The sequence below is a fragment of the Pontibacillus sp. HN14 genome (assembly GCF_021129245.1).
Taxonomy (GTDB): domain Bacteria; phylum Bacillota; class Bacilli; order Bacillales; family BH030062; genus Pontibacillus.
This window is the reverse complement of record NZ_JAJOLR010000007.1, coordinates 176,601-202,303: the sequence shown is the minus strand read 5'-3', so window position 1 is coordinate 202,303 and position 25,703 is coordinate 176,601. Positions and strand designations below refer to the sequence as shown.

At 43.4% G+C, this 25,703-nt stretch carries 24 protein-coding genes and 1 riboswitch; of the genes, 9 read left to right on the top strand and 15 right to left on the bottom strand.

Annotated elements, in window-relative coordinates; all coding sequences use genetic code 11:
• Nucleotides 1-25: 25 nt before the first annotated feature.
• Entirely contained in the window at nt 26-1,372 is a 1,347-nt protein-coding gene (locus LQ226_RS18585) for a sensor histidine kinase (RefSeq protein ID WP_231419541.1), read from the bottom strand.
• 3 nt (nt 1,373-1,375) lie between these two features.
• Nucleotides 1,376-2,074 (bottom strand): response regulator transcription factor, encoded by a 699-nt coding sequence (locus LQ226_RS18580; RefSeq protein WP_231419540.1) that lies wholly within the window; start codon nt 2,072-2,074, stop codon nt 1,376-1,378.
• 488 nt (nt 2,075-2,562) lie between these two features.
• Here LQ226_RS18580 and LQ226_RS18575 point away from each other — a divergent pair, with 488 nt between their 5' ends.
• Both LQ226_RS18575 and LQ226_RS18570 read left to right on the top strand, forming a co-directional pair.
• Nucleotides 2,563-3,768 carry a S1C family serine protease gene (locus LQ226_RS18575; protein WP_231419539.1) on the top strand — a complete coding sequence of 402 codons (1,206 nt, stop codon included), beginning with the start codon at nt 2,563-2,565 and terminating at the stop codon, nt 3,766-3,768.
• A gap of 14 nt (nt 3,769-3,782) precedes the next feature.
• Nucleotides 3,783-4,646 (top strand): peptidylprolyl isomerase, encoded by an 864-nt coding sequence (locus LQ226_RS18570; protein ID WP_231419538.1) that lies wholly within the window; start codon nt 3,783-3,785, stop codon nt 4,644-4,646.
• Nucleotides 4,647-4,855: 209 nt separating this feature from the next.
• On the opposite strand, the gene LQ226_RS18565 is transcribed toward LQ226_RS18570, so the two are convergent.
• Together LQ226_RS18565 and LQ226_RS18560 are read right to left on the bottom strand one after the other, a co-directional pair.
• Entirely contained in the window at nt 4,856-6,250 is a 1,395-nt protein-coding gene (locus tag LQ226_RS18565; protein ID WP_231419566.1) for an alanine/glycine:cation symporter family protein, read from the bottom strand.
• A 281-nt stretch (nt 6,251-6,531) separates the two neighbouring features.
• On the bottom strand, nt 6,532-7,518 hold the full coding sequence (locus tag LQ226_RS18560; protein WP_231419537.1) for an NAD(P)/FAD-dependent oxidoreductase: 987 nt from the start codon (nt 7,516-7,518) through the stop codon (nt 6,532-6,534).
• A 135-nt stretch (nt 7,519-7,653) separates the two neighbouring features.
• On the opposite strand from LQ226_RS18560, the gene LQ226_RS18555 reads away from it, so the two are divergent.
• The gene (locus LQ226_RS18555) at nt 7,654-7,854 is read left to right on the top strand and encodes a gamma-type small acid-soluble spore protein (RefSeq protein ID WP_231419536.1); all 201 of its coding nucleotides are present in this window, start codon (nt 7,654-7,656) and stop codon (nt 7,852-7,854) included.
• A gap of 95 nt (nt 7,855-7,949) precedes the next feature.
• On the opposite strand, the gene LQ226_RS18550 is transcribed toward LQ226_RS18555, so the two are convergent.
• The 5 genes from LQ226_RS18550 to LQ226_RS18530 all read right to left on the bottom strand — a co-directional run bounded on the left by LQ226_RS18550 (nt 7,950) and on the right by LQ226_RS18530 (nt 12,655).
• Nucleotides 7,950-9,350 carry an MATE family efflux transporter gene (locus LQ226_RS18550; protein WP_231419535.1) on the bottom strand — a complete coding sequence of 467 codons (1,401 nt, stop codon included), beginning with the start codon at nt 9,348-9,350 and terminating at the stop codon, nt 7,950-7,952.
• 18 nt (nt 9,351-9,368) lie between these two features.
• On the bottom strand, nt 9,369-9,809 hold the full coding sequence (locus tag LQ226_RS18545) for a MarR family winged helix-turn-helix transcriptional regulator (protein ID WP_231419534.1): 441 nt from the start codon (nt 9,807-9,809) through the stop codon (nt 9,369-9,371).
• Nucleotides 9,810-9,959: 150 nt separating this feature from the next.
• Complete coding sequence (gene proC, locus LQ226_RS18540) at nt 9,960-10,766, bottom strand: pyrroline-5-carboxylate reductase (RefSeq protein WP_231419533.1); 807 nt, start codon at nt 10,764-10,766, stop codon at nt 9,960-9,962.
• A gap of 178 nt (nt 10,767-10,944) precedes the next feature.
• Nucleotides 10,945-11,481, bottom strand: a complete 537-nt coding sequence (locus LQ226_RS18535) for a transcription repressor NadR (RefSeq protein WP_231419532.1) — start codon at nt 11,479-11,481, stop codon at nt 10,945-10,947.
• Nucleotides 11,482-11,509: 28 nt separating this feature from the next.
• Entirely contained in the window at nt 11,510-12,655 is a 1,146-nt protein-coding gene (locus tag LQ226_RS18530) for an IscS subfamily cysteine desulfurase (RefSeq protein WP_231419531.1), read from the bottom strand.
• 94 nt (nt 12,656-12,749) lie between these two features.
• On the opposite strand from LQ226_RS18530, the gene nadB reads away from it, so the two are divergent.
• Genes nadB through nadA form a run of 3 tightly spaced genes read left to right on the top strand, consistent with a single transcriptional unit; the run spans nt 12,750 to nt 16,246 of the window.
• Entirely contained in the window at nt 12,750-14,321 is a 1,572-nt protein-coding gene (gene nadB, locus LQ226_RS18525) for an L-aspartate oxidase (RefSeq protein WP_231419530.1), read from the top strand.
• The gene (nadC, locus tag LQ226_RS18520; RefSeq protein WP_231419529.1) at nt 14,290-15,126 is read left to right on the top strand and encodes a carboxylating nicotinate-nucleotide diphosphorylase; all 837 of its coding nucleotides are present in this window, start codon (nt 14,290-14,292) and stop codon (nt 15,124-15,126) included. The genes nadB and nadC overlap by 32 nt, the downstream gene beginning before the upstream one ends.
• A gap of 13 nt (nt 15,127-15,139) precedes the next feature.
• Nucleotides 15,140-16,246: a quinolinate synthase NadA gene (gene nadA, locus LQ226_RS18515; RefSeq protein WP_231419528.1), complete on the top strand. Its 1,107-nt coding sequence runs from the start codon at nt 15,140-15,142 to the stop codon at nt 16,244-16,246.
• A gap of 75 nt (nt 16,247-16,321) precedes the next feature.
• Here nadA and LQ226_RS18510 read toward each other — a convergent pair whose 3' ends face one another.
• From LQ226_RS18510 to LQ226_RS18495, 4 genes are all read right to left on the bottom strand, one after another.
• Nucleotides 16,322-16,924, bottom strand: coding sequence for a metal-dependent hydrolase (locus LQ226_RS18510; RefSeq protein ID WP_231419527.1), 603 nt, complete (start codon nt 16,922-16,924; stop codon nt 16,322-16,324).
• A gap of 212 nt (nt 16,925-17,136) precedes the next feature.
• The gene (gene megL / locus LQ226_RS18505; RefSeq protein WP_231419526.1) at nt 17,137-18,339 is read right to left on the bottom strand and encodes a methionine gamma-lyase; all 1,203 of its coding nucleotides are present in this window, start codon (nt 18,337-18,339) and stop codon (nt 17,137-17,139) included.
• Between the two features lie 720 nt (nt 18,340-19,059).
• Nucleotides 19,060-19,341 (bottom strand): hypothetical protein, encoded by a 282-nt coding sequence (locus LQ226_RS18500; protein WP_231419525.1) that lies wholly within the window; start codon nt 19,339-19,341, stop codon nt 19,060-19,062.
• Between the two features lie 28 nt (nt 19,342-19,369).
• Nucleotides 19,370-20,002: a LysE family translocator gene (locus LQ226_RS18495; protein ID WP_231419524.1), complete on the bottom strand. Its 633-nt coding sequence runs from the start codon at nt 20,000-20,002 to the stop codon at nt 19,370-19,372.
• A 104-nt stretch (nt 20,003-20,106) separates the two neighbouring features.
• Here LQ226_RS18495 and LQ226_RS18490 point away from each other — a divergent pair, with 104 nt between their 5' ends.
• The 3 genes from LQ226_RS18490 (at nt 20,107) to LQ226_RS18480 (ending at nt 23,467) form a co-directional block, all read left to right on the top strand.
• The gene (locus LQ226_RS18490; RefSeq protein WP_231419523.1) at nt 20,107-20,754 is read left to right on the top strand and encodes a glycoside hydrolase domain-containing protein; all 648 of its coding nucleotides are present in this window, start codon (nt 20,107-20,109) and stop codon (nt 20,752-20,754) included.
• Between the two features lie 165 nt (nt 20,755-20,919).
• Nucleotides 20,920-21,002: riboswitch (cyclic di-GMP riboswitch) on the top strand.
• A 114-nt stretch (nt 21,003-21,116) separates the two neighbouring features.
• On the top strand, nt 21,117-21,827 hold the full coding sequence (locus tag LQ226_RS18485; RefSeq protein ID WP_231419522.1) for an EAL domain-containing protein: 711 nt from the start codon (nt 21,117-21,119) through the stop codon (nt 21,825-21,827).
• Between the two features lie 119 nt (nt 21,828-21,946).
• Nucleotides 21,947-23,467, top strand: a complete 1,521-nt coding sequence (locus tag LQ226_RS18480; RefSeq protein WP_370635535.1) for an FAD-dependent oxidoreductase — start codon at nt 21,947-21,949, stop codon at nt 23,465-23,467.
• Nucleotides 23,468-23,854: 387 nt separating this feature from the next.
• Here LQ226_RS18480 and LQ226_RS18475 read toward each other — a convergent pair whose 3' ends face one another.
• Nucleotides 23,855-24,052 (bottom strand): DUF2188 domain-containing protein, encoded by a 198-nt coding sequence (locus LQ226_RS18475; protein ID WP_231419520.1) that lies wholly within the window; start codon nt 24,050-24,052, stop codon nt 23,855-23,857.
• A gap of 90 nt (nt 24,053-24,142) precedes the next feature.
• Nucleotides 24,143-25,648: an asparagine synthase B gene (gene asnB, locus LQ226_RS18470; protein WP_231419519.1), complete on the bottom strand. Its 1,506-nt coding sequence runs from the start codon at nt 25,646-25,648 to the stop codon at nt 24,143-24,145.
• Between the last annotated feature and the right edge of the window lie 55 nt (nt 25,649-25,703).

Genomic DNA, 25,703 nt, shown 5'->3' with positions numbered 1-25,703 from the left:
ACCTATCACAGGCTATTCGCATTTCCTACAAATCCGCTTGTTTATGAGAACCTAATGGGAATTGGAGACGGAAGACCGCTCCGCCTTGTTCCCTGTTACTGACATGAATGGTACCCTGACTTCGTTCAACAATGGCTCTTGAAATGGCCAATCCAAGACCCGTTTCGCCTTCTTTCCCTTTTACGAAACGGTGGAATAGTTGTGGAAGTAGATCTTCTGGTACCCCTTCCCCATCATCCTCGATTTCTAAAACGAACTGACTCGTTTCTGCATATGCACGCAAACTTACAACAGATTTCGCATGCCTGATTCCGTTTCCGACAATATTAATCAGAGCTTGAAGCATCTTTTCTTCGTCCACGTACAACTGTTGATTATCTTCTACCGTCACCTTTAAGGAAACGCCGTTTTCCGTGGCAAGGAAATACATCCGTTCCTTCGTTTCTTCTAATAGTTGACCAGCATCCATATAATCAGGGTTGTAAATGCCGTCTTCACTGTCTAGTTTGGCTAACAGAATAATTTCATTCACGATTTTCTTTAATCGATCGCTCTCTTTCACGATAAGATCCAGACTACGGTCGGCTGCGTCTCCTTCAAAAACTCCATCTTTTACACCTTCTGCATATCCTTGAATCGTCATCAGAGGCGTTTTTAATTCATGAGAAGCATTTTGGAAAAAGTGTTTCTGAGAGCGGATATACTGATCCAATTCTTTAGCCATATCCATTACACTCTGTTCAACCTCTCCGATCTCTCCACTCGCATTGATTCGCTTAATATCACTGAATTGACGATTCTCAATTTTCTTCACTTCCCGCTTCAAACGACTTAACGGCGTAACCAGACGCTTCGTTAATAAGTAACTAAACAATATCGTAATCCCAATCCCAATGACGAAGACAATCATCATCCGGACAGCAAACACCGATTGAATGGCTTGAAGCTCTTCTAGAGGTGTAGCCAGGATCAATAAGTACTCTTGACCTTGAAAGCGATAGCCAAGTTTTGACACAACATAGTTGTCTCCATTCATCTTCCGGAGTCCTTTTTGTTCATCTTTTGTTTCAAATTCAGATGCCCAGCTCCGGGCTGTTGATTCCGGAAGATTTGTCGCAAGTGGGGAGTTTTCATCAGGATCCATAATCAATATTTTATAATCATTGCTCTCAATTAAACGATTCAACTTCCCTCTTCCAGAAGGATCTTCATATAAAAAATTTAATATTAAGTTCCCATTCGTTTGAAGCTCATCTTGCTGATCTTGAATCAAGATATCGAGTAATAAGGAGTAGATAAAGAAAGCCGTAACCGACATGATAATGACTAACAAAGCAGTAAATGCCGCATTTAACTGATAAAGGAGCTTCATAGATTACGCCCCTTGTTCCCTTAAACGGTAGCCATATCCCCAAACCGTTTCAATCGGTACATCATCGAACTTCTTACGTAGCCGCTTCACTAGATCATCAACAGCTCGGTCACTTCCAAAGTAATCATCGCCCCACACTTTGTGAAGAAGTTCTTCCCGAGAAAAAGCCCGATTCGTTTGCGAGACCAGTATTTGAAGTAAGCTGAACTCCTTAGCGGTCACTTCCACCTCTTCTCCCTGCCAAAAAACTCTTCGCTCTTCAACAGAAAGCGTGAGATCTCCATTCTTCAAGGTTTGTCCGCTTCCTTCTGCAGGAGCTTCTTTATCCTGATACTTCTCCCAGCGCTTTACCATTCGATTTACACGCGCCACAAGTTCCCGAGGACTAAAAGGCTTCGTCAAATAATCATCGCTCCCAAGCTCTAACCCAAGTACTTTATCGACTTCTTCATCTCTAGCTGAAATGATTATTATCGGCACGTCTGATTCCTGACGAATTTTACTGCAAAAATCATATCCATTCATCCCCGGAAGCATAATATCGAGCACCCATAGATCAGGAGGAGCATCCTGCCATAAATCCCAAGCTTTTTCGGCGGTATCCACACTACTGGTCTCGTAACCTTCCTTGTGTAGATAAGCTTCCACAATCTCTCGAATATGAGGATCATCTTCCACAATCCCAATCGTTGCATTCTTCATGCTTCATCCTCCTTTACTCTTCATTTTCTTTTATTGTGCCATATTATAGCATGGTCGTCCTAACCTAGACTTGTTCCTTTTATGTTATCAGCTATTGGGGCCCTGCACGACGTGGGGGCGTTCGGTGTGGGCTATTGACGTGGCGGTCTTAGTCAGCCCTACAGGATGTAGGGTCGTTCGACGTTGGCTATTGACGTGGCGAACTTAGTCGAACTTCCTTTTTACCTGAACCCCCGCCTTCGCTTTTCTTCGGTGTCTAGCTACGGCGGGGAGGGCCTAGCGAGATAAGCAAGCTACTTCCAGTCTGCAAGCAGACTTGCAGTAGCTTGCTTATCCGTACGGCCCTGACCACCCCCGCCTTCGCTTTTCTTGTGTCTTCCACACTTTTTACACATTTGTTCCGAAGATTTGCCAAAGGTAATGGTTAGAATATGAAGTACAAGATATTTAAAGAAATCAATTTACTATATAGAAAGGTGGTTACTTGCATGAATGAGCAGTTTGATAATGAACAGGTTGAGAGGCGTCGGGATGATCAGCGTAGTTATTATGGTTGGTTAGTACGGTTTGCTTCGACTGCTTTTATTGTAACGGTATTACTTGTAGGAGGAGCTTTTGCGTTATTTAAATTGAACGTCTTGCCTCTTGAGTCGAATGTTTCTGCACAGGATTCACCAAAGAGTAACGGAGAAGGCATTACCATTGAGCAATCGAAATCGGAAGGGAACTCTTCTGATGTAGTGCAAGCTGTAAATCGGGTATCTGATGCAGTTGTGGGCGTAACGAAATATGAACAATCCCAGTTGTTTGCTGAGAATAATAAAGCTGGTACAGGTTCAGGTGTCATTTACAAGAAAGAAAACGGTGAAGCTTATATTGTGACGAATCACCACGTTATTGAGAATGCCCAATCCATTGATGTTACGCTCAGTGACGGTGAGAAAGTAGAAGCGGAACTTTTAGGTAGTGACTCGTTAACAGACTTAGCTGTATTAAAGATTGATGCGGAACATGTTAAGCAAGTGGCGGAATTTGGATCTTCTAGCAATCTACAAGTCGGAGAAACGGCTATTGCGATCGGGAACCCACTTGGTCTTGAATTTGCAGGATCTGTTACAAAAGGTATTATTAGTGGACTTGAACGCACAATGCCAGTTGATTTAAACAAAGATGGACGCGCTGATTATCAGACTGAAGTCATTCAAACAGATGCAGCCATCAACCCTGGTAACAGTGGCGGTGCTTTAATTAACAGTGCAGGTCAGGTAATTGGCATTAACTCTATGAAGATTGCCGAGGAAAAGGTTGAAGGCTTAGGCTTCTCTATTCCATCTGAAACGGCAAAACCTATCATTGAAGATTTAGAGAAAAACGGCGAAGTATCCCGTCCATTTATCGGCGTATCCACTATGGATCTTTCAACTGTATCTGCTTATCACATTGAAAATACACTGAAACTTCCTGGGGATATTAATGGTGGTGTCCTTGTAGCTGATGTTGAGCAAGGTTCTCCTGCCGATCAAGCTAAGCTTCAACAATATGACGTGATTGTTGGCGCAGATGATCAAGAGATCTCAAACTTAGTGGACCTACGCAAGTATATGTATGAGGAAAAAGAGGTTGGCGACTCTATGGAACTGTCCTTCTATCGTGACGGTGAGAAACAGTCAGCTACCATTACCCTATCTGAATAAAAAGGAGTTTTACGATGATGAAAAAGAAAGTAATTGGATTTTGTGTGGCAGCGCTGGGAGCTTTAACGCTCTCGGCCTGCAGCAATGCCTCAGCTGATGGGGACGTAGTTGCTGAAACCGCTAATGGAAACATTACAAAAGATGAGTTTTATAATAAGCTCGTTGATCAATACGGGGATGCTGTTCTGAAAGAAATGCTCTATGACACTGTTCTTTCAGAAGACTTCTCTGTATCTGAGAAAGAAGTCCAAGCTGAAGTGGATAAAGTGAAAGACTCTTATGGAGAACAATTCGAATCCGCTTTGCAACAGAACGGATTCAAAGACGAAGCTCAGTTTAAAGAATTCCTAAAAACGCAACTCCAAAAAGAAAAAGCAACGACCCAGGGAGTAGAAGTAACGGATGAACAAGTAAAAGATTACTATGAGAATATGAAGCAAGAAGTAGAAGCAAAACATATTTTAGTGGAAGATGAAAAGACAGCAAATGAAGTAATCGACAAGCTCAATAATGGCGGAGATTTTGCCGAATTAGCTAAAGAATACTCTACTGACACTAGTTCAGCTGAGAAAGGCGGAGACCTTGGCTACTTCTCAACAGGAGATATGGTCTTGCCGTTTGAACAAGCTGCCTATGATCTTGAAATCGGGAAGGTGAGCGAGCCTGTAAAATCCGATTATGGGTATCACATTATTAAAGTAACAGACAAACGAGAGAAAGAAGACACGTCATCGATCGGTACATTTGATGAGATGAAAGATCAATTAAAGACAGAGCTTCTAAATAGACAAGCGAATCCTAATGAGCTTTCTGACATTATGAACAATGCTGAAATCAACATTAAAAATAAAGACTTAAAAGAAAAAATTTCGTTCTAACCTCTCCTTCAAATAAAAGGGGAAGCTTGCCATTCCCCTTTTCACATAAATGAAAGAGAACGACTGGTAAAATAGATAATTTCATACCAATTCCCCCTCTATTGAGGCTGCTTCCGAATGAAAGCAGCCTCTCTTTAATGATGTAGAGCAAAAAAGCGTGCCAGACACCCTTTACTCAGTTAAAGGATGTCTGGCACTTGTAGTCGTTCTTATTCCCAGAGGCTGATGCCTTCTTTGTTTTTAATTTGCTGTTTGGAGAATTTCGTTTTGTGTTCTTTCTTTCGATCGCTTCGATAATCCAGCAACACTTCTTTGGCCACTCCCGAAAGCCGGACAATAGCGTATAAGTTAATCAGCGCCATAATCCCCATTGTAATGTCTGCTAAAAGCCAGACAAGATCAAGTTTAGCCATAGCTCCAAAGAAGACCATTGCTAGCGCTGCAAGACGGTACCAAAAGATTCGTTTAGGACTATTCTTAATAAACTGCATGTTCGTTTCCCCGTAATAGTAGTTCCCAATAATCGAACTGAAGGCAAAGAACAAGATCGCAATCGCTACGAACGTATTAGCCCAAGAACCAATGTGAGTCTCAAACGCTTGTTGAGTAATTTGTATACCCACCGCGTTTTCTAGATTCATATAAGTAGATGGGTCCCCAGAGGAAATAATGATAAACGCTGTAGCAGAACAGATTAAAATTGTATCGACAAATACACCAAGCGTTTGAATCAGACCTTGCTTAGCTGGGTGAGAAACTTCCGCAGCTGCTGCTGCGTTTGGCGCACTACCCATACCGGCTTCATTGGAGAATAAACCACGTTTAATACCGTTTAGGATCGCTGCACCAAAGGCACCCCCTGCTACTTCCTCAATACCAAATGCATTCTGGAAAATCAGAACGAACATATCTGGTATGGCACCTATATTTGTAATTAAAACATAGCCAGCTAGCATCAAATAAAGAATGGCCATAACTGGAATAAAAATCTGGGTAACTTTTGCAATACGTTGAATGCCACCAAAGATCACAGCAGCAGACCCAATAACAAGAAGAACCCCCATTAAGACTTTATTAACAGAAAAAGACTCTTCAAAAGCTAAGCGAATCGTATTTGATTGCACCGCACTAAAGACAAGACCATACGTAAATGTAATAATAATGGCGAAAGCTATACCAAGTTTTCGATTATTCAGGCCTTTTTCCATATAATAAGCCGGGCCGCCTCGATACCCATCTTCATCTTTCACTTTGTACACTTGAGCAAGTGTGCTCTCTACAAAACTGGTTGCAGACCCTAATAAGGCGATGATCCACATCCAAAATACAGCTCCTGGTCCCCCAACAGAAACGGCAAGTGCGACACCGCCGAGGTTCCCTGTCCCAACACGGGAAGCCGTACTAATAGTAAAAGATTGAAAGGCCGATGTTCCACGACCATCATTTTTTATTGACTCTTTCTCAAACAAAACACGAAACATTTCGGCAAATAAGCGAAACTGGATAAAGCGCGTGATGACTGTGAAATAGAGTCCAACCCCAAGCAAGACAGCAATCAGAATATAGCCCCATAAGCCTTTACTGACCCACTCTAAAAATTCCATCAACATAGGTTTTCACTCCAAATTAAGTATTCTGTAAATTTGTTTCGGTTTATTCTATCTTTTCATTATACTTAGCAACCTTTTAAGAAGAAATAGTTTAATAGAAAATTGAGTACTTCTTCTTTATTCCATATTAAATCACCACCCTATTTTACTGTTGTATTTCCTTTTCTTTACATATCAAAACTTTAAAATTGTAATCCCTTTCAAAACCCTACTTATCTCACACTCATCCATCTGTGATCATTATTTCCACAAAAAAAAGACTTGGAAACCAAGTCTCATAACTGTTTCACTAACCCACTTACGTGTTCACCAGCAGCGATTCCTGAGCGGAACGCACTCTCAAATCGAGTACGAGCGGTCTCATCCTCTTCATACAAAAAGGTATCTCCTGCAATAAATAAAGGCAAAGCGTCATGGAGGTTTAAGAATGGTTGGCTAATGACTTGAGCAGATTGCGCATACCTCCATCGTTTGAGTTGTTCAGAACGGATCGATTCGAACGGTATAAATTCTTTTCCCAAATCTTTGATGAGACGAGTAACTTCCTCCTCATCCTGCTCGAAATGGGTCTCACTCCATTCGCTATCCATATATATACTGATTATTCGTTTATCAGATATCCCTTTTTTATAGTGGTCAACCATTCTTTCCACACCTTCCGGGAGCCCTTTATCAACATGGCCAGATGACGGGATTGTGGTTTCTCCCGTTACCTCAAACAAGCCCACGAAAGCAGGTGATACAGAAACGTTCTTGATTTGATTAAATTTCTCAGGATCAAAGGAAACACGACTCTCTTCCAGAAGTGTAACGGTCTGTGGGAGGGGACAAGTAATGATAAGAGCCCCAGTGGTACAGGTATTTCCTTCTTCTGAAGTTAGTTGGAATCCACCAATGGATTCTTTAATGCTTGTTATACGCGTGTTAAGCTCTGGGTCCAAATCTTCCGCTAGCCTTTTTGCCAACGTATTCATTCCGTCTACACTTGTGTATCTAGGATACGGATCGCCAAACCAATGCTTAATCCAGCCTTTCTCTCTCCAATCTTCTACGTATTGCTGTAGCTCTTGAGAGCGTACTGTGAAGAATTGAGCGCCATGATCCGCTTTCCCACCTTCTATTCGTCGTGTAGCTAACCGTCCTCCTACACTTTTCCCTTTGTCTATAAGCTGAACATCTTCAACTCCGTTTAATCGCAGCGTTCGAGCCGCCATAATTCCTGATAGTCCTGCACCTATGATGGTGACTTGAGCATCTCTCATACGAACCCTCCAATACATCATCTACTGCCCTTATACCCCATTTTATGAACCCTTATAAACATGGCAACACATTTCAGCCTATCGGATAAAACTTGCTGATCTGTTTATGTTAATGCTTAAAGGAGGTGAACAGAAGTGGCTAAGCATCGTAATCAACCAACGAACGTAGATGACGTAAAAGCACGGAACGCAAATTCCGGGATGAGTTACAAAGAAGTAGAAGAATACATGGCCAAGACAACAGGCGGTCATGATACCAAACAATACAGCAACACCAATCCCGCCACCGTACGCAGAAAAATAGAATCCAAAAACTCCGAAAGCAACCCGTACTAACCAAATTAATGCTTTAGCGAAAGAAAGGGTGTCAGACACCCTTTAATACGGTAAAGTGCCGCACTAAAAAAAGGCGCCCTTTTTGGGGCGTCTTTTTAAGTGGTTGTTGAGGGTTGTACTGGTTCATAGACTTCATTATTTTCATCATCTTTAGCTTTAAAGAATAGGTCTCGGTCTTTATAGAGGAAAAACACAGATAAGATAAACGCCAGCAAGTCTGATAACGGAAAGGCTAACCACACACCGGTTACTCCCAGGTTAAACATGGTAGGCAGCACCAGGACAAGCGGGATCAAGAACATGACTTGGCGGGCCACAGAGAGAATGAATGCAGGCTTCGCCATACCGAGGGCCTGATAAAGGCCTCCACTCACAACTTGCGCTCCGATCAGAATAGCTAATGCAAAAATCACTCGCATCGATAAAGCACCCGACTCAATAACAGCAGGATCCCCAGTGAAAATTTTCATAAGAGCTTCTGGGAAAGCCATCATCACAACAAAGACAATGACAGAGATTACAGTAGCAACTTTTAACCCGAGCCAAATAATCTCACGTAACCGCCCAAACTGTTTCGCTCCGTAATTGTATCCGATAATAGGCTGCATCCCCTGCAAGACGCCAATCATAGGCATAATAGCAAGCATGGTGACCTTTTGAACAATCCCAAAGACTCCAACTTCAAATGAACCTCCATACCGTATGAGCATGGCATTGATCGCAATCATCATTGCGCTCCCCCCTACTTGACGTATGAAGGCAGGGAACCCAATCACTAGTACTTCTTTCATCAAGTCAAAGCGAGCTTTAAAGTACTCCAGCCCTACATCAAGGGAGCTTTTCCCTGATGTGAAATAGCGCAGTACAACAATCGTTACAGAGGCTTGGGAAATCACTGTAGCAATAGACGCACCACGAACCCCCATGTCTAAACCAAAAATAAAAATCGGGTCCAGAATCGTATTTAATACCGCCGGAATAATCATCGTAATCATGGCAAAACGAGAATTGCCTTCTGACCGGATGATGTTATTGGATGCAAAAGCAAAACCGAAAAAGATCGACCCAAGCATAATAGGAAACAGATACTCTTTGGCATATGGTAAAATATCCGGCGTTGCACCGAATACAGTAAGTAAAGGCTCCATGAACGTAAAAGCGCCAATTATGGACACTACGCTCACCGCAGCAATCATAATAACAAGATTACCTAAGACCTCATTTGCGTCCTGTTGACGATCTTCACCAAGGCGTCTTGAGACAACAGAAGCTCCCCCGATCCCTACAGCTGCTGCAATGGCCATGATAATCATCATAATTGGAAAACTAATGCTGACACCTGCTACCCCGTCAATTCCTACCCCTCTTGCGATAAATAACGTATCTACTACGTTATACAGTGCCATAACGAGCATTCCGATCATGGCTGGCACTGAGAGATTAAACAATAACTTCGGAATTGGCTCTGTGCCAAGCCGTTGACTTTGTTGTTTCATCCCATTTCCCCCTCTAATTTATTCTTCTTGTGAAGATTCCACGTTTTGCTTCATCTTTTTAAGCCAGGAAATCATCTTTTGCTGCTCTTCAGGTGTAAATCCCTCTCCAAGTTGGCTTTCTGTTCCATTGATTAAATTCCAAAGCTGACCATCTATCTCTCTTCCTTTTTCCGTCAAAGAAATTAGTTTGGTTCGCCGATCCTCTTTGCTTTGTTGCTTCAGGATTAACTCTTTTTTTAACATTGAGTCTACTAGCCCATTCATCGAAGAGCCTTTAATATACAAGCGCTTCTGCATCTCACTTTGAGCCTGCTCCCCGTGCTCAGACAAGAAGTAAAGCACCTTCGCTTGCGCTAACGTCAGGCCGTATTCTGAGAGCTTTTGATTGTATTGATTTTGTATAAAATGGGAAACGACGTTAATGTGGTAACCTAATAAATTTTCTATATTGCGGTCCATTACTTAGCCTCCTAAGTAATCTTTATTATATTTCGATACTCGAAATTTATAAAGATGATTACTCCTACTATTTACACTTAAAGGAAAAAGTCTGGGTAAGATGATTCTCCCCCTCAAACGCGAAAAAAAGAGCCGCCCTTAAGGCAGCTCTTATTCACTCATTTTATTTACTTTATCCGTACAGGCTTCCATAGCAGATAGAAGAACCCCCCGTAGTCCTTCATCCTCCAAACGAGCAACCGCTTCGATTGTGGACCCTCCTGGGGAGCAGACTTCATCTTTTAACTCTCCAGGATGCTTGCCTGTTTCGAGTACCATTTTCGCCGCTCCAAGAACCGCTTGCGATGCCATACGATAGGATTGATCACGCGTGAGCCCCTGTCGCACGCCACCGTCAGCCATTGCCTCAATCAGCATATATACATAGGCCGGGGACGAGCCACTAATGGAAGGAACAGCTTTCATTTGTTCTTCACTCAGAATCTCAACTTTCCCGAAGCTTTCAAGGAGTTCAACTACGACTGAGAGTTCAGCATTCGCGACTTGTTTATTTGGTGAAATAGCTGTCATTCCCTCTTGTACAAGAGATGGTGTATTCGGCATAGCCTGTATCACTTTCACTTCTTTTCCGAAGGCTTTCTCAATATCTGAGGAGGAAATGCCTGGGGCAATGGTGATAACGATTGCTTCATCCTTCACGGAATGACGCACTTCGTGAATAACCGCTTCATAAGAATAAGGTTTCACGGCAAGGATTAGAATATCAGCTACTTCTGCAATCGCTCGGTTATCATGGTTGGTTTGAATACCGAACCGTTCGAAGACATGATCGAGAGTAGCAGGCGTAAGAGCGCTTGCTATAATTTGATCTTTCGGGATCACCTCGGCCCCGACCATCCCTCCGATCATCGCCTGGGCCATCTTACCTGAACCAATAAATCCAACTGTTTGCTGCATGACTGTTCACGTCCTTTTGTTTCGTTCATAAGTACATACTCAGTATTTAAGCGTAACAACCTCTAATGAAAAAAGCAAAGCGGCTGTTTTAGCATCATCTTAATTAGACAAGGACGTTACAGATCACATTTCTTAGTGTGCATTAAAATGTTGATCACACGACGCTCAAAAGAACCGATCATTCATCGGCCAGAAACCCTCTCTCCCCGAGAGCCTCAACAGCTTCCTGGAGGTGGTTCTCATTTTTAGCCGTGATGGTATGCATATGAATGCCGCCTGTTAGCTCTAACAGATAGGAAGCTTTCTTTGAGGTTACTTGTTGTACAAAATCTTCTACTTCTTTCCGATTGGATATTCGCAGGGTTGCTGTTAAGTCTCCATAAACCGGATGTTCGACTGAAACATCCTTAATGACAACCCCGTGGTCAACAAGGATATTCAGCTCCTCTTTCGTCTCTTCAGGAGAGTGAATACACGCTACCGTCCGCTCATACACTTCACTCGGCTTATCCTTCATATATAAATACCCTTGGCTCGTTGCAATTATGGGTTCGTTTTTAGCCTTTAACAGAGAAATGTCCCCCACAATGACCTGGCGGCTTACATTCGTGCGCTCAGCCAGTTCTCCACCTTTAACCGGCGTACCCTGATCTTTTAAGATGCTTAATAAAAGCTGTCTTCTTTCTTCACCTAAAATTTTTCGCTGTTCGCTCATGCTTTTGCTCCTTCTTTCAACTTTGACGTTATTGTACCACAGCCGCCGCTCTCTCTTCGATTACCCTACGTAACCAATCAGAAAGTTCTTTCACATCTTCTAAGGTTTGATCATGTCCAAACGAGAGTCGGATAAACGTTCTGGCTTCGTCCACTGTTTTCCCCATAGAGAGTAATGTTCGAGATGGCTTCTGAGATCCAACCTGACAAGCTGTACCCGTAGAGAAGCAAAAGCCTGCTCGATTCCCTTCAAGCATAAGCCACTGACCTTCTAATCGGTGAACGAGAAGGCCCATGATCGGAACCCTTTGGTCAGAAGGGACAATCTCGACTTTACCAGGAACCCTCGAAAGATCCCTTTCAATGACATGCTTCCATGCAGCGAACTTTTCTTGAAATATAGCCATGGTGTTCACGCATTTTTCTGCTGCTACCGTAAATGCCGCAATACCAGGAACATTCAGTGTTCCAGCACGCATCCCAGCTTCATGAACTCCATTTGGAAGGAACGGCTGATACGTATATAGGGGGGATAAATAAAGGGCCCCTACTCCTTTTGGGCCATACACTTTATGTCCTGAAAGGGTTAATCCATCTACATATTGTGTCACCTGGCTCAGGTCAAGCTTCCCGAATGACTGAACACAGTCACTGTGGAAGAAGGCCCCGGATCCCCTGCAAATCGCCGCAATCTCCTCTAATGGCTGTACCGTTCCAATTTCACTATTCACGTGATGGATTGAAACAAGGGCTGTATCGTTTGTGACAAGAGCCTTTAAGATACCAATATCCACCACCCCTTCGCTTGTCAGAGGTACGTGACTGACGTTGTAACCTTGTTCTTCAAATTTCAAAGCTGCATTTCTAACAGAGGCATGCTCCCCTTCTGAAAGTACAATATGACGTCCCTTATGGGCAGACAACAGTGCTTGAAAGGCTAGAAAATTCCCCTCACTTCCCCCGCTTGTAAAGTAGACACCCTTCGCCTCTCCCCCAATAAGATGAGAAAGCGTCTCCCGGCAATGTTCTATGAGACGACTGGCCTTTGTCCCCGCATCATGTAAACTCGTACTATTTCCCACATACTCCCTTGAAGCTTTAACATACGTTTCAAGAGCCTCCTCATCGATCGGACAGGAGGCAGCATAGTCAAAATATCCCTTCAATGTTCTCACCCTTTCTAAAATCCGGATAAAACTCTTGTCATTAGTTTAATTCTGTGTAAATATAAGTGTCAAGACACCTGTTAAAACAGGAGGGATTTCAACATTGAAACAAGCGGACGTATTAATTATCGGAAGCGGTATTGCCGCCTTACAGCTTGTCACACATCTTAATAAGGACATGAATGTGATTGTTCTCACAAAGTCATCGATCGGGGAAGGAAACTCTCCTTATGCTCAAGGAGGCATTGCAGCAGCCCTCTCTCCCGAGGACTCCCCCTTTCATCATTATATCGACACTTTGGAAGCCGGACGTTTCACCAACCGGACAGATGCTGTTCTACACCTTACGAAAGAGGCTCCAGACATTATTCGAAGTTTACAACAACAAGGCTGCACCTTTGATTTAACAAGAGAGGGAGAGCTCCTGTTAGGAATGGAAGGTTCCCATAGCCATAAGCGAATTGTGCATGGAGGAGGCGACCAGACAGGGAAAGCGATTGTAGAGTGCTTACGCAGCCATGTTGGTGACCATGTTTCAATCATGGAGGATACAATGGCTAGTTCACTCCTTATGGATGAGGATGGGGCGTGTAAGGGAGCACAAGCACTCGGCCCAGATGGAACGCTGCAAACGTTTCTTGCTTCCCATACCATCCTTGCAACAGGGGGATGTGGCCAGCTCTTTTCGTACACATCAAATGCCGCTTCTGCTACAGGAGATGGCCTGGCATTGGCCTATCAGGCTGGAGCGAAGCTAACGGATATGGAGTTTATTCAATTTCATCCCACGCTCCTTTATATAAACGGGGAAACAAAAGGACTTGTTTCTGAGGCCGTGAGAGGAGAAGGGGGATACCTCGTGAACGAGACGGGAGAACGGATTATGGAACACGTTCATCCTTTGAAAGATTTGGCCCCCCGACATATCGTGGCACAAACCATCTATAACCAAATGGAAGATGGACACGACGTTTATGTGGAGATTAGTGAGATCTCAAAGTTCTCTGAACGGTTCCCTACGGTTACGCGCCTTTGTCTTGAACATGGCATTCCACTCGAGGAAGGTAAAATTCCAGTTGCGCCAGGGGCACATTTTATTATGGGCGGGGTGGAAACAGACCTTGTCGGAGCAACGTCTATACCTGGGTTATTCGCGATTGGTGAAGTAGCCTGCACAGGGATTCACGGCGCTAATCGTCTCGCTAGCAATTCACTATTAGAAGGGCTTGTGTACGGTAAACGGCTGGCTCATCACCTACCTTCAATCCCAACACCTAAGTTACACCCTATAACAGAGACGTATCATCCACGCCCCCATAAAGAGCTGCCCGAGCTTAGGGAACTTCAAGACCGAATGATGAAGGGCGCTGGGATCGTTCGCACCAAAGAAGGTTTAGAGAACTTAAAGCAATGGCTTGAACGTTTTCCGCTCAATCTTCCGTCCCAATATGTCGGGAGCGCTGTTAGCAAAGAACAGTTGACCCTATTGTTTATGCTTACAACGGCAAAACTGATCACCACCTCTGCCCTCAGCCGCGAAGAGAGCCGAGGTGGCCATTTTCGGAGTGATATTCCATTTGAGAAGAAATCCTGGGTGGATGTTCATATCCATCACGAGCTCAACAAGCAGAAAGGAGACAGGGATGAATACCATCAAGCTACGGCCCTTACTTGAACAATTTTTTATAGAGGATATTGGAGACGGAGATCGAACGAGCGATACACTATTCGGAAATCACTCCACCGGAGAAGTACAATTTACCGCTAAAGAAAGTGGGTTATTTTGCGGGGGATCTATTATTCTAGAAGGTTATCATATGATGGATCCTTCTCTTGAAGTCACCCTTTATTGTCAGGACGGAGATAGAATCGCCAAAGGACAAATCTTGGCATCTGCAAGTGGGAACATGGCTTCTTTATTAAAAGGAGAGCGGGTTATTTTAAACCTTATCCAGCGTATGAGCGGAATCGCGACCATGACCTCGCGAGCTGTATCCACCTTAAATAGCAGTCATACCCGGATTTGTGATACTCGGAAAACAACGCCAGGTCTTAGAATGATAGAGAAATACGCGGTGCGTACAGGTGGTGGTTTCAATCACCGTAACGGCCTATACGATGCTGTCATGATAAAGGATAACCATATTGCTTTCGCTGGTTCGATTACCGAGGCTGTCAACCGGATCCGGCAAGAACTCGGACATATGATCAAAATTGAAGTTGAAGCAGAATCAGAAGCCCAGGTAAGAGAAGCGATCCTAGCTCAGGTCGACTGTATCATGTTGGATAACCAGACACCTGAATCGATTCAATACTTAAGGAAGTTGATTCCCTCATCTATTACCACCGAAGCCTCGGGAGGTATATCTTTAGAAAACCTGGCAGAGTACCGCAACACGGGAGTCGATTATATTTCACTCGGGTGCCTGACGCACTCGGTTTCTTCATTAGACATAAGCGTCAACGCGACGATTCATTAAAGGAGGCAAATGCATGAATTTATTTGAAGCGGTAGAGCAAAAGCACCCTACCCTGCCGGATCGGTATAAAGAGATGACGACAGAAGAACTTGAGGAGCGTGTCCGCGGAGTAAAAAGCCGCATGGGAAATCGTCTTTTCTTACCAGGACACCATTACCAGAAAGATGAAGTCATTCAATTTGCAGATGCACGCGGGGATTCATTGAAACTGGCACAGCTGTCTGCCGAGAACCAAGATGCTGAAGCGATCGTCTTTTGCGGGGTGCACTTTATGGCTGAAACGGCAGATATTCTAACCCAGCCCAACCAACATGTGTACCTCCCAGATATGCGCGCTGGCTGCTCGATGGCCGATATGGCAAGCCTTCAGCAAACCGAGAAGGCGTGGAGCGCACTTCATTCCCATTTTCAAGACACCATCTTACCCCTTACGTACGTCAACTCTACGGCTGCTATAAAGTCCTTTGTTGGGAAGTATGGTGGTGCTACTGTCACGTCTTCTAACGCCCAGGCGATGGTTGAATGGGCGTTTACACAGAAAGAGCGTATTCTTTTCCTTCCAGACCAACACTTAGGGCGAAATACAGCCTATGATTTAGGGATTCCTCTCGAACAAATGGCGGTTTGGGATCCCCTAGCAGAGCAACTGTTATACGAGGGCAATATAGATGAAATTCGTGTCATCTTATGGAAAGGGCATTGCTCCGTTCATGAGAATTTCACTGTTCAAAATATTGAACACTTACGAGAAACAGAACCGGATATGAACATTATTGTTCACCCTGAATGCCGCCGTGAAGTGGTAGCCCTATCAGATGATTCCGGTTCCACGAACCACATTATTCAAACCATAGAATCAGCCCCTGAGGGAAGCTCTTGGGCAATCGGTACTGAAATGAACTTAGTGAACAGGATTATTCAAGAACACCCCGATAAACTCATCATCTCTCTCAATCCAAATATGTGTCCTTGCTTAACCATGAACCGCATTGACCTCCCTCACCTCGCCTGGTGTCTCGAGGCTATTGAAAACGGTGAACCCCATAACCTAATTCATGTAGAGAAGGACATTGGTGAGTATGCGAAACTAGCTCTTGATCGGATGCTGATAAGAGCTTAATGGGACTATTCCTATACAAGAGAGCTAGAACACAAGAAAAAGAGAGTAACCTTTCATAAAGGCTACTCTCTTTCATTATCCTAATACATTGCGTGTTAGGATAATAATATTTAACACGACTAATGCAGCTGTAATACTCTGTTCTGTTTTTGAACCCGTTTTAAACGTGATTAAAAAACGGTAATACCGCTTACTAAACGGATAAAGGATCGGTATACCCATTTTGGTGAGGAAATCGCCGAACAAATGCGATACAATCCCTGTTAGAAAGCCAGCTAAGTAAAATAACGGAATATCTAAGTATATGTGAAGCATATAACTGTAAGATGTCATCAAAGCAATGAAAGCTATAGAATGAGTAAACTTTCGATGCCCTGAGAACACAAATAATAATGGAGATAATATCATTAGCAAAAACTGAACTGCCTGATTAAGTCCTGGCGTTAAAATCTCCACTCCCACTAAACACACAACTAGCATAAATCCCCATTTCTCAAATGGGCCGCCAAGCTTGGACTTCGGTGTATCAATATCCGGAATTAACGATCCAATCACAACCGCTGCAAAGAACAACACCGTTGCAAACATCTTGTCCGGGATTACGTCGAACATGTTGTATAACGTAATCGCACCGATCCCCCAAGTGATCCCCATTACCTGGTGACTAGACGCAACCACATGCATCCACCCTCTCTCGATGTACTTTCTCTACTTGCTGAACACCTGGTTACGAAATCCAATGTTACGCAATTTTAGAAAATAGCGCAAGACCAAACTTCAACTCTAGCGTGCCATACATGCATTCATACACTAAAGGACTAACGCGTGTCTGACACCCTTTCCTGCTTTACCGCACTAAAAAAAGGACCTTTTTAAGGTCCTTTCATGGTTTATATGGTGTTGGGTTGTTGCACTTTGTTGAGTGCCTGGTGGAGGTCTTCCCAAATATCTTCCCACGCCTCAAGTCCAACGGATAGTCTGATTAAAGAGTTTGTAATGCCCATCATCTCTCTTACCTCTTCTGGTACAACAGAATGGGTCATGGTAGCTGGATGTTGAATGAGAGATTCAGCATCACCTAAGCTAACCGCTTTCTTAATAAAGGTGAGATGGTTTAAGAAGGCTTGCGCTTCCTGTTTCCCTCCTTTTAATTCAAAGGAAATAAGGCCTCCCCCGCTTTTCATCTGTTTCTTCATAATTTCATAATCCTCGTGTTCTGCATCTCCTGGATAATAGAGATTTTTCACAAAGGGGTGATCCTTTAAACGAGCGGCGATCTTCTCCGTATTGGCGCAGTGACGATCCATACGGACAGGAAGCGTCTTCAGTCCCCTTAATAAGAGCCATGCATCAAACGGAGAAATAATTCCTCCTATATCTTTCTGAGTGGTCATTGCCAGCTGTTGAATCCTGTCTTGCTTTCCTACTAAGAGACCAGCCACCACATCGCCATGACCTCCGATATATTTCGTAGCGCTGTGAAGAACAAAATCACAACCTAAAAGAAGGGGCTTCTGTAAATAGGGGGTCGCAAATGTATTATCGACCACAACTGGTATCCCTTCCTGCTGCGCCACCTTGGCTACCATTTCTAAATCAATCAGCTCCATGGTTGGATTGATTGGTGTTTCAACATAGATACAACTTGTCTCCGGCCGAATCAAAGAGCGAACCTCTTCTTCTGTGTTCATCGTAGAAAAGGACGTTGTGATGTTATATTTTTCTTCCATCATGGATAATAAGCCGAATGTACACCCATATACTCCACGGGAACAAAGGATATGGTCATTTGCTTTAGTCAGCCCGATTAACACGGCTGAAACAGCTGCCATCCCCGATCCAAATGCTAACCCAGCTTCCCCGCCTTCAAGCTGGGCAATCCGGTCCTCAAGCGCACGGACAGTCGGGTTGCCTAACCTTGAATACACATAACCATCTTCTGTTCCTGCGAATCGATTTTCCCCTTGTTCTGCACTATCAAATGTGAAAGTTGATGTTTGAAACAGCGGCGTTGATAGGCTCCCTAAAAAATCTTTTGAATCATAGCCCCCATGAATGACCTTTGTTTCAAACTTGTGTTCTTTCTTCCCCATTGTAGTCTCCCCCTTTTTACCTCTAAGCCTTCTATCCACATCATATGGGATCTTCTTATAAAATGAAAGCGTTTTCTTTTTATTTTATAGCTCTGTTAAAGTTTAGTATTGTTATTATATAGACTTGTTCGATACCCAAAGCTGAGACATTTAAGTGTAGATGGGGCCGTCTTTGTTGGCTAGTGCTTGGGATGTCTGGGGAACGACTCGCTTTCCACGGGCGAGCTGTCGAGCCTCCTCGGGCAAAATTCGTGCCCTGCGGGGTCTCGTCGACCTCTTTCTCCCGTAGGAGTCTCCTCGTTCCCCAGACACCCCTTATCTAAGATTGATGAGACGGCCCTACAGCTGAATTGTAGCGTAGATTCAACACTCTACTTCCTCATATGGCATGTTTCCGTTTTTCTAAATATGGCAAAGGTGGTTCGGGAAATTGCGACACTCCTGCGGCATAAGGAGCCAGTCTAGTTCCAGCGGGGAGGCTTTTAAGGGAATAATGAAGTTCGACTAAGACAGTCACGTCAATCGCCAACGTCGAACGACCCCACCTCATGTGGGGCCGCGGAAAGCGAGTGATTTCCCGAACCACCTTACGCTCTAACTAACGCTAACGGAACTATTCCACTTTCCGGCGCTCCATATTAGGGACTATGTGACGTGTAAAAATCAACAACCAACTTTAACAGACCCCCTTTTATAAAGGCTGTATTAAAAGGGTTCCTGTTATTTTCGCTCATTATATAAATTACGCGAAGAGAAGAATGCGAGGGCTATGAAAAAAGGGAGGAAGGAAGAGAAAAAAATGGCTCCTCCTATAACCCCAAGTGCAATCCCAATCCCATCACTTATACCTGCGATAAACGCGGCTACGATGGTTAAAAGCCCGATTGCCATTACCACGCAGGGAACTATTACTGACCATATGGACCCCTGCTTCCCCAGTATGTAAGCTAAACCACTGAATAAGACTGTTATGGCTACAGAACTTAAGAGAAGTACATCCACTGATTTCTCTCCCTTCTACCCTTTGTTGCTAAGACTTTTCTCCAAATACAAGACTAATGCCGATTACACCTAATAAGATTCCTTTTCCTATATTTAACCTTCTCCCAATTCGGGGAACTCTTGATATCCAGTTTCCGAGTTTCTCAGAGAAGAAACTAATGGCTGAAAATATAAGAAAGGCTTGCACCATAAATATGATTCCGAGTCCGATCATTTGATAAGGAACTCCAAAGGCATCTGTTGAACGGTCAATAAACTGAGGGAATAAAGCCAGAAAGAACAACGAAACTTTCGGGTTAAGTACATTCATTAGGACGCCTCGTTTATATAACTTCTTATAATCAAGGCGTTGCCTTGACTCGACTTGCAGGTCTTCTCCCTCTTCCCGGAACGCTTGCCACGCTAAATACAATAAATAAATTGCACCGGCATATTTTACGATCATGAACGCGAGTGACGATTGATATACAAGGGCTGTAATCCCAAGAGCCGCTGCTGTGGTATGAACGAGAATGCCCGTACAAAGACCCAATGTTGTAGCGATTCCTGCTTTTTTATTCTGAGAAATGCTCTGTGCTAATACGAATAAATTATCAGGACCAGGCATTAGCGTGAGAACAACTGCAGCCACAAGAAAGGAAAACAAAAGATAAATACTCATGTGAAACACCTACTTCCTTCTTTTGAATAGGATATGTATAGGTTCTATATTAGTCGTTCAACGTTTACATTGGAAGTTTTTTCTGATGCAGAGAGGAGCACAACATGGCTTATCAATGGGGTGTGGGTTCTTCACAGGAAGCCACTCAAGAATTATATGATTGTGTACTAAAGAATTACGGAAAACCAAAATACTGGGCACGCTATTTATCCACCGTTCCGAATGTGTCGGAAGGCCTTACCGTGTCTGAAATTGAACGTCTGCACAATAGTGGCACAAGAGTTATGGCCATTTATAATAATTTTACCGAGTCAAAAGGGTTTCGAAAAGGAAAAGTGATTGCTCAGAATGCCGTTTTCCATGCGAGACGATTGGATTTCCCAAAAGAAACGGTTCTGTTTGCAAGGATCGATTCGTCCCACGGCATCGATGAATCATGGATTCGGGGATATGTAGAGGGGATGACTTCTTCTGGCTATGTTCCCGGCTTTTATTGTGACCCGTTACGTGGGAACTTTAATGACGCTTTTTGTAAAGCCGTCTCAAAAAATGAAAAAGTAGCTAAACAGTCTATACTGTGGAGCGCCCAGCCGGCACCAGGTGTGACAAGAGCCAGAAAAGCTCCTAAATATGCACCGTCCAAACCTTCTTGCAAGGCCAATGTATGGGGATGGGAATACGGGCGGAATGCTCAAGCATGCCCAATCGAAACCAATCTGATAAAAGATCGCCTTTTCAATTTATTGTGGTAATGATGGTTGGGCTAAGAACCGCGATGGTGGATGGTCTCTTAGCCTTTTTAACCGATGTGAATGTATGATGTTTTAAAGGGAATGTGTAAATTGTAAAAAAATTAAAACTATTAGCCTTTATTTGCTAAGCAAATATTGCTATGATAATAGTACTAGTTTCTACATAATATGACAGGAAGCCTTGAAACCAATCTGTACTTGGGCGCTTATGGTTGGTCGAGCTAGTAGCGCAACCGGCCTCATTGATGTTATTCAATGAGGTTTTTTTATTTCTTCTATTGAATGACCATTCATTAATCTAGAGATCTCGTTCGTATAAAGAAGCAAATCAGTTCTACTACTCTATGAACACGGGGGATTTTATGAATATTTTTGAACTTCTACAGAAAGATCGTTTATTTCACTATTATCAGCCCCTTCACCACCTGGCCGATGATGCAATTTACGGATATGAAGCTTTGCTTCGCTCCACGATTCAATCCAATCCTGAAGCACTTTTTAAAACTGCTAAGGAATCAAATATTCTCTATAAACTTGATACCGTATCCATTGAGAAAGCTTTTGCACACTACTCTCATCAATCACACAATCAAAAACTATTTTTAAATATGTTTATGTCCACACTCCTTCATCCTAACTTCATTCGGTTTATGGTCTCCATGTTAGAGCGGCATGCACAATCTGGCCCTTCTATTGTATTCGAAATGAATGAGGCGAAAGAGGAAGCATCCATGTGGGAGTCTCCCCTCCTTTCTAATCGTATTGCTTTACTAAGGAAAATGGGTATTCAATTTGCGATAGATGATTTCGGACAAGGGGCTACCTCTTTAAAGAAGGCTGTCGAAATGGAACCAGAATACCTGAAGTTAGATCGTTACTTTGCCACAGATCTAGCTTCAAACGATAAGAAACAAAAGCTCGTTTCTCTTTTTACGGAATACTTTAAGGGAGATACAACTGTTGTATTGGAGGGGATCGAAACAGCGGAAGACCTTCACGTTGCTACAGAGATTGGAATTGATGTGGCTCAGGGTTACTATATCGGCAAACCCGCTTCTCTAATAACAGGGTAATGACATCCATTACCGCCTTTTGTCTGATAAAACGACTGGTTCCTTTTCCTTCCTTTTGGTATAGTTCACCCACCTCCACGGCATAGTACATAATAGAATGAATGCCAAGGAGGAGCATGATGAAAGAGAACAGCCATTTAGCTAATGAAGAAACGTTGTGGATGAAGCAAACGGATTTGCCTGAATTTGAGTCGCTTCAAGAAGACATCAGGGTAGATGTGGGCATTGTTGGGGCTGGTATTACGGGAGTGACACTCGCTTACCTGCTCTCTAAAGAAGGGCTAAGCGTAGCTTTATTGGATGCCGACCGAATCCTTCAAGGAACTACAGGTCATACGACAGCTAAAATAACCGCCCAACACGACCTTATTTACGATGAACTCATTCAGCACTTCGGAGTTGAACAAGCCCGGACCTATTACCGAGCCAATCAAGAGGCTCTTGAATTTATCGAACGTATCGTCAGAGAACATAAAATCGACTGTCAATTCTCAGCTGAAGACGCTTATATTTACGGGATTAGCGAGGAGAATAAACGAAAAATCGAGTTAGAGGCTAAAGCCTATGAGACACTGAACATTCCTGGGAAGGGGTTAGATACGATCCCTCTTGATCTTTCTATAAAGAAAGCCATTGTTATGGAAAATCAAGCACAATTTAATCCACTCTCTTACTTACACTACCTTGTCAAAGAGATGGAGAACAAAGATGTTCACATTTATGAACATACTGTAGCAACAGATATTGAAGAAGGCACCAACCCACGCATCGTAACAAAAAATGGGGCAAAGGTGACCTGCGGCTCTATCGTCTCCACTTCACACTTCCCTTTTTATGACGGAAAAGGGTTCTTCTTCAGCCGCATGTATGCCGAGCGTTCCTATATTGTAGCGGCTAAAACGAACCAAACTCTTGATGGCATGTTTTTGAGTGCGGACGATCCAAAACGTTCATTAAGAACAACTACATTTAAAGACCAGTCGTATGTGTTAATTGGAGGAGAGAGTCATAAAACAGGACAAGGGAAACCATCAAAGCAACACTTTGATGCTTTACTAGATTTCGGGCGCCGTCATTTTGACCTTACTGGCGTTTTATATCAGTGGGGAGCCCAAGATCTGATTACGTTAGATAAAGTTCCTTACATCGGTCACTTAACCTCCCGCCATTCTAACTTATTCGTTGCTACTGGTTATCGAAAATGGGGGATGACCACCGGGACTGCAGCAGCCTTATTGCTTAAGGATATGATTCAAGAAAAGAACAATCCTTATGAAGACCTGTTTACCCCTACACGCTTCTATGCAGACCCTAGCATCAAGCATTTTGTTACGCAAAATGCGAACGTCGCAGCCCAGTTCTTATCAGGTAAGTTGAATCTTCAAGCCCGGTCGGTTGAGGATCTCCGTCCTGGTAAAGGGGCGACTGTTATTCATAAGGCTCAAAAAGCTGGTGCTTATAAAGATGAAGATGGGCATACTCATGTGGTGGATACTACATGTACGCATCTTGGGTGTGAGGTGGAGTGGAATCAAGAGGAGCGGTCTTGGGATTGCCCTTGTCATGGTTCGCGGTTTTCTTATGATGGAACGGTTCTTGAGGGGCCGGCTGACCAGCCCCTCAAAAGGATTGAGGAGTGATCAAGAAGACTCAAAGCTTAAAAGGTTGGGGCCTAAGCGTTTGACAGTGCTTAGGGGGCTGGGGAACGACTCGCTTTCCGCGGGCGAGCTGTCGAGCCTCCTCGGGCAAAATTCGTGCCCTGCGGGGTCTCGTCGACCTCTTTCTCCCGCAGGAGTCTCCCCGTTCCCCAGCCCCCTTTATTAAAGTGAGAGAATCGGCCCGGCTGCTTAAGCTTTGCTGAGAATTCTCAGCGTTCACCACCCTAATTTAGGTTTTTCTACATTCCGCAAAAATGGTGAACGGACCTATCCAGATCAATTCTTAATCCATATGGAATACATTAAAAGAGAGAAAACCAATAAAAAAGAAGCTGCCTGATGGCAGCTTCTTTTACGTTTATGCAACGCTTAGAATGAGCGTTCTTCTTCGATTTCGTGGTATTTATCTAGAATGTAAAGCTTACTTGGCTTATGTTCTTGAGCCATTTCTTCTGCTTTAGCAATCGCTTCATCTTTCTTCGCATACTGATCGGTTGGAGCTACATCCTCCACCTTTACATACCATGCGTTAGCGTCTTTGTTGGGTGCTACTGTGTATTCTCTCATGTATATCGCTCCTTCTTTTGTGTTGAGTTATACCAATATGTTCCCAAACTCGAAGGAGGTAAAACATCGAACCTGCAAACAAAAACGTTTTTAAGCTGTCGCCCATTTACCGACGGTTTCTAAAGCTGATTGTTCCGGGAAGTATTGAACGAAATATCGATAAAATAGAGCTTCTTGTTTACTACGAATGGAAACTGGGGCTTGGTCTTGTAGTTGCGCGAGTTCATCGTCTGAAATGGTCTCATTCGCATAGGTTTCGAGTAGATCTAAAGCTCCGCTACCAGCTGAAAACTCTTCTTTCTTTCTCCATAATACGGAATCAGGAAGTACGCCATCAAACGACTCTCTTAAGATGGTCTTCTCCATTTGTTCTTCTGTATGGAGCTTTTGCCCAGCCGGGATTTGTAAAGCTGTCTCAATTAAGTCCAAATCTAAGAATGGTACTCTGAGTTCGAGGGAGTGAGCCATACTCATTCTGTCCCCGCGCTGCAGATTAATGTTGTGCAGGGTATTGATGATACGGATAATTTCCTCGTTTAATGATTCTGTTGTTTGGAATTGCTTCATATAGTCATAGCCTGCGAACAGTTCATCTGCCCCTTCTCCTGAAAGAATAACTTTCACGTGTTGAGCAGCAAGTTTTGAAACAAAGTAATTTGGAATGGCGCTTCGCACTAAAGAAGGCTCATAGGATTCAAGGGCGTATACCACATGCGGGATCGCCTCCACTAACTCTTCTTGTGTATAGATATATTCGTAGTGCTCAGAGCCAATTGCTTCTGCAACATCACGTGCACGTTCAATGTCTTCGCTTCCTTCTGAGCCCACACAGAAAGATTTGATGGTTCGCCCTTCTGATTTCGCTTTCTTAGCGGCAATGGCCGAGATTAAACTACTATCTAACCCTCCACTTAAGAGAACACCAACCTCAACATCAGCAAGAAGCCTTTTCTCAACCGCTTCTTCTAGATGATGACGTATCGATGCTGTCATCCCTTCACGTGAAGATTGCTTGATTTCACTAGGTTGCTGGACTCTTCTGTACTTCACGAATCCAGTTTCTGGTGTATAATATGTACCAGGTGGAAACTCTTGAACATCATCTGTGACAAGATATAAGGTTTTTAATTCAGAAGAGAATACGTAATTTCCTTGCTCATCTTTTCCGTAATACAACGGTTTAATTCCTAACGTATCTCTGGCAGCCACGAACGTATCTTTCCTTTCGTCCACAATGACAAAAGCAAACATACCATCAAGTTTTTCTATACCTTTAACTCCTTCTGTTTCAATTAACTTTAACGCAACCTCACTATCAGAATGGGTAGAGAAGGATACCTTATTCGCTAAGGACTGTTTTAATTCTACATAATTGTAAATCTCACCATTACATACAATCCACTTTGATTGATCTTCATTTGGAATGGGTTGAATGCCATCTTCTAGGCCGATAATTGATAATCGCTGATGTCCTATGTGAAATCCATTCAACGGAACATGCTTCCCTTCATCGGGGCCTCTATGTTTCATACTTTCTAAAATCTGGTTCATCTTATTGGTTTCTACGGATCCTGTTGTGGCAAATATGCCGCACATTGTATCGGGTCACCTCTGCTGTAATTATTTGAATATGACGTTCATTATATAAGGC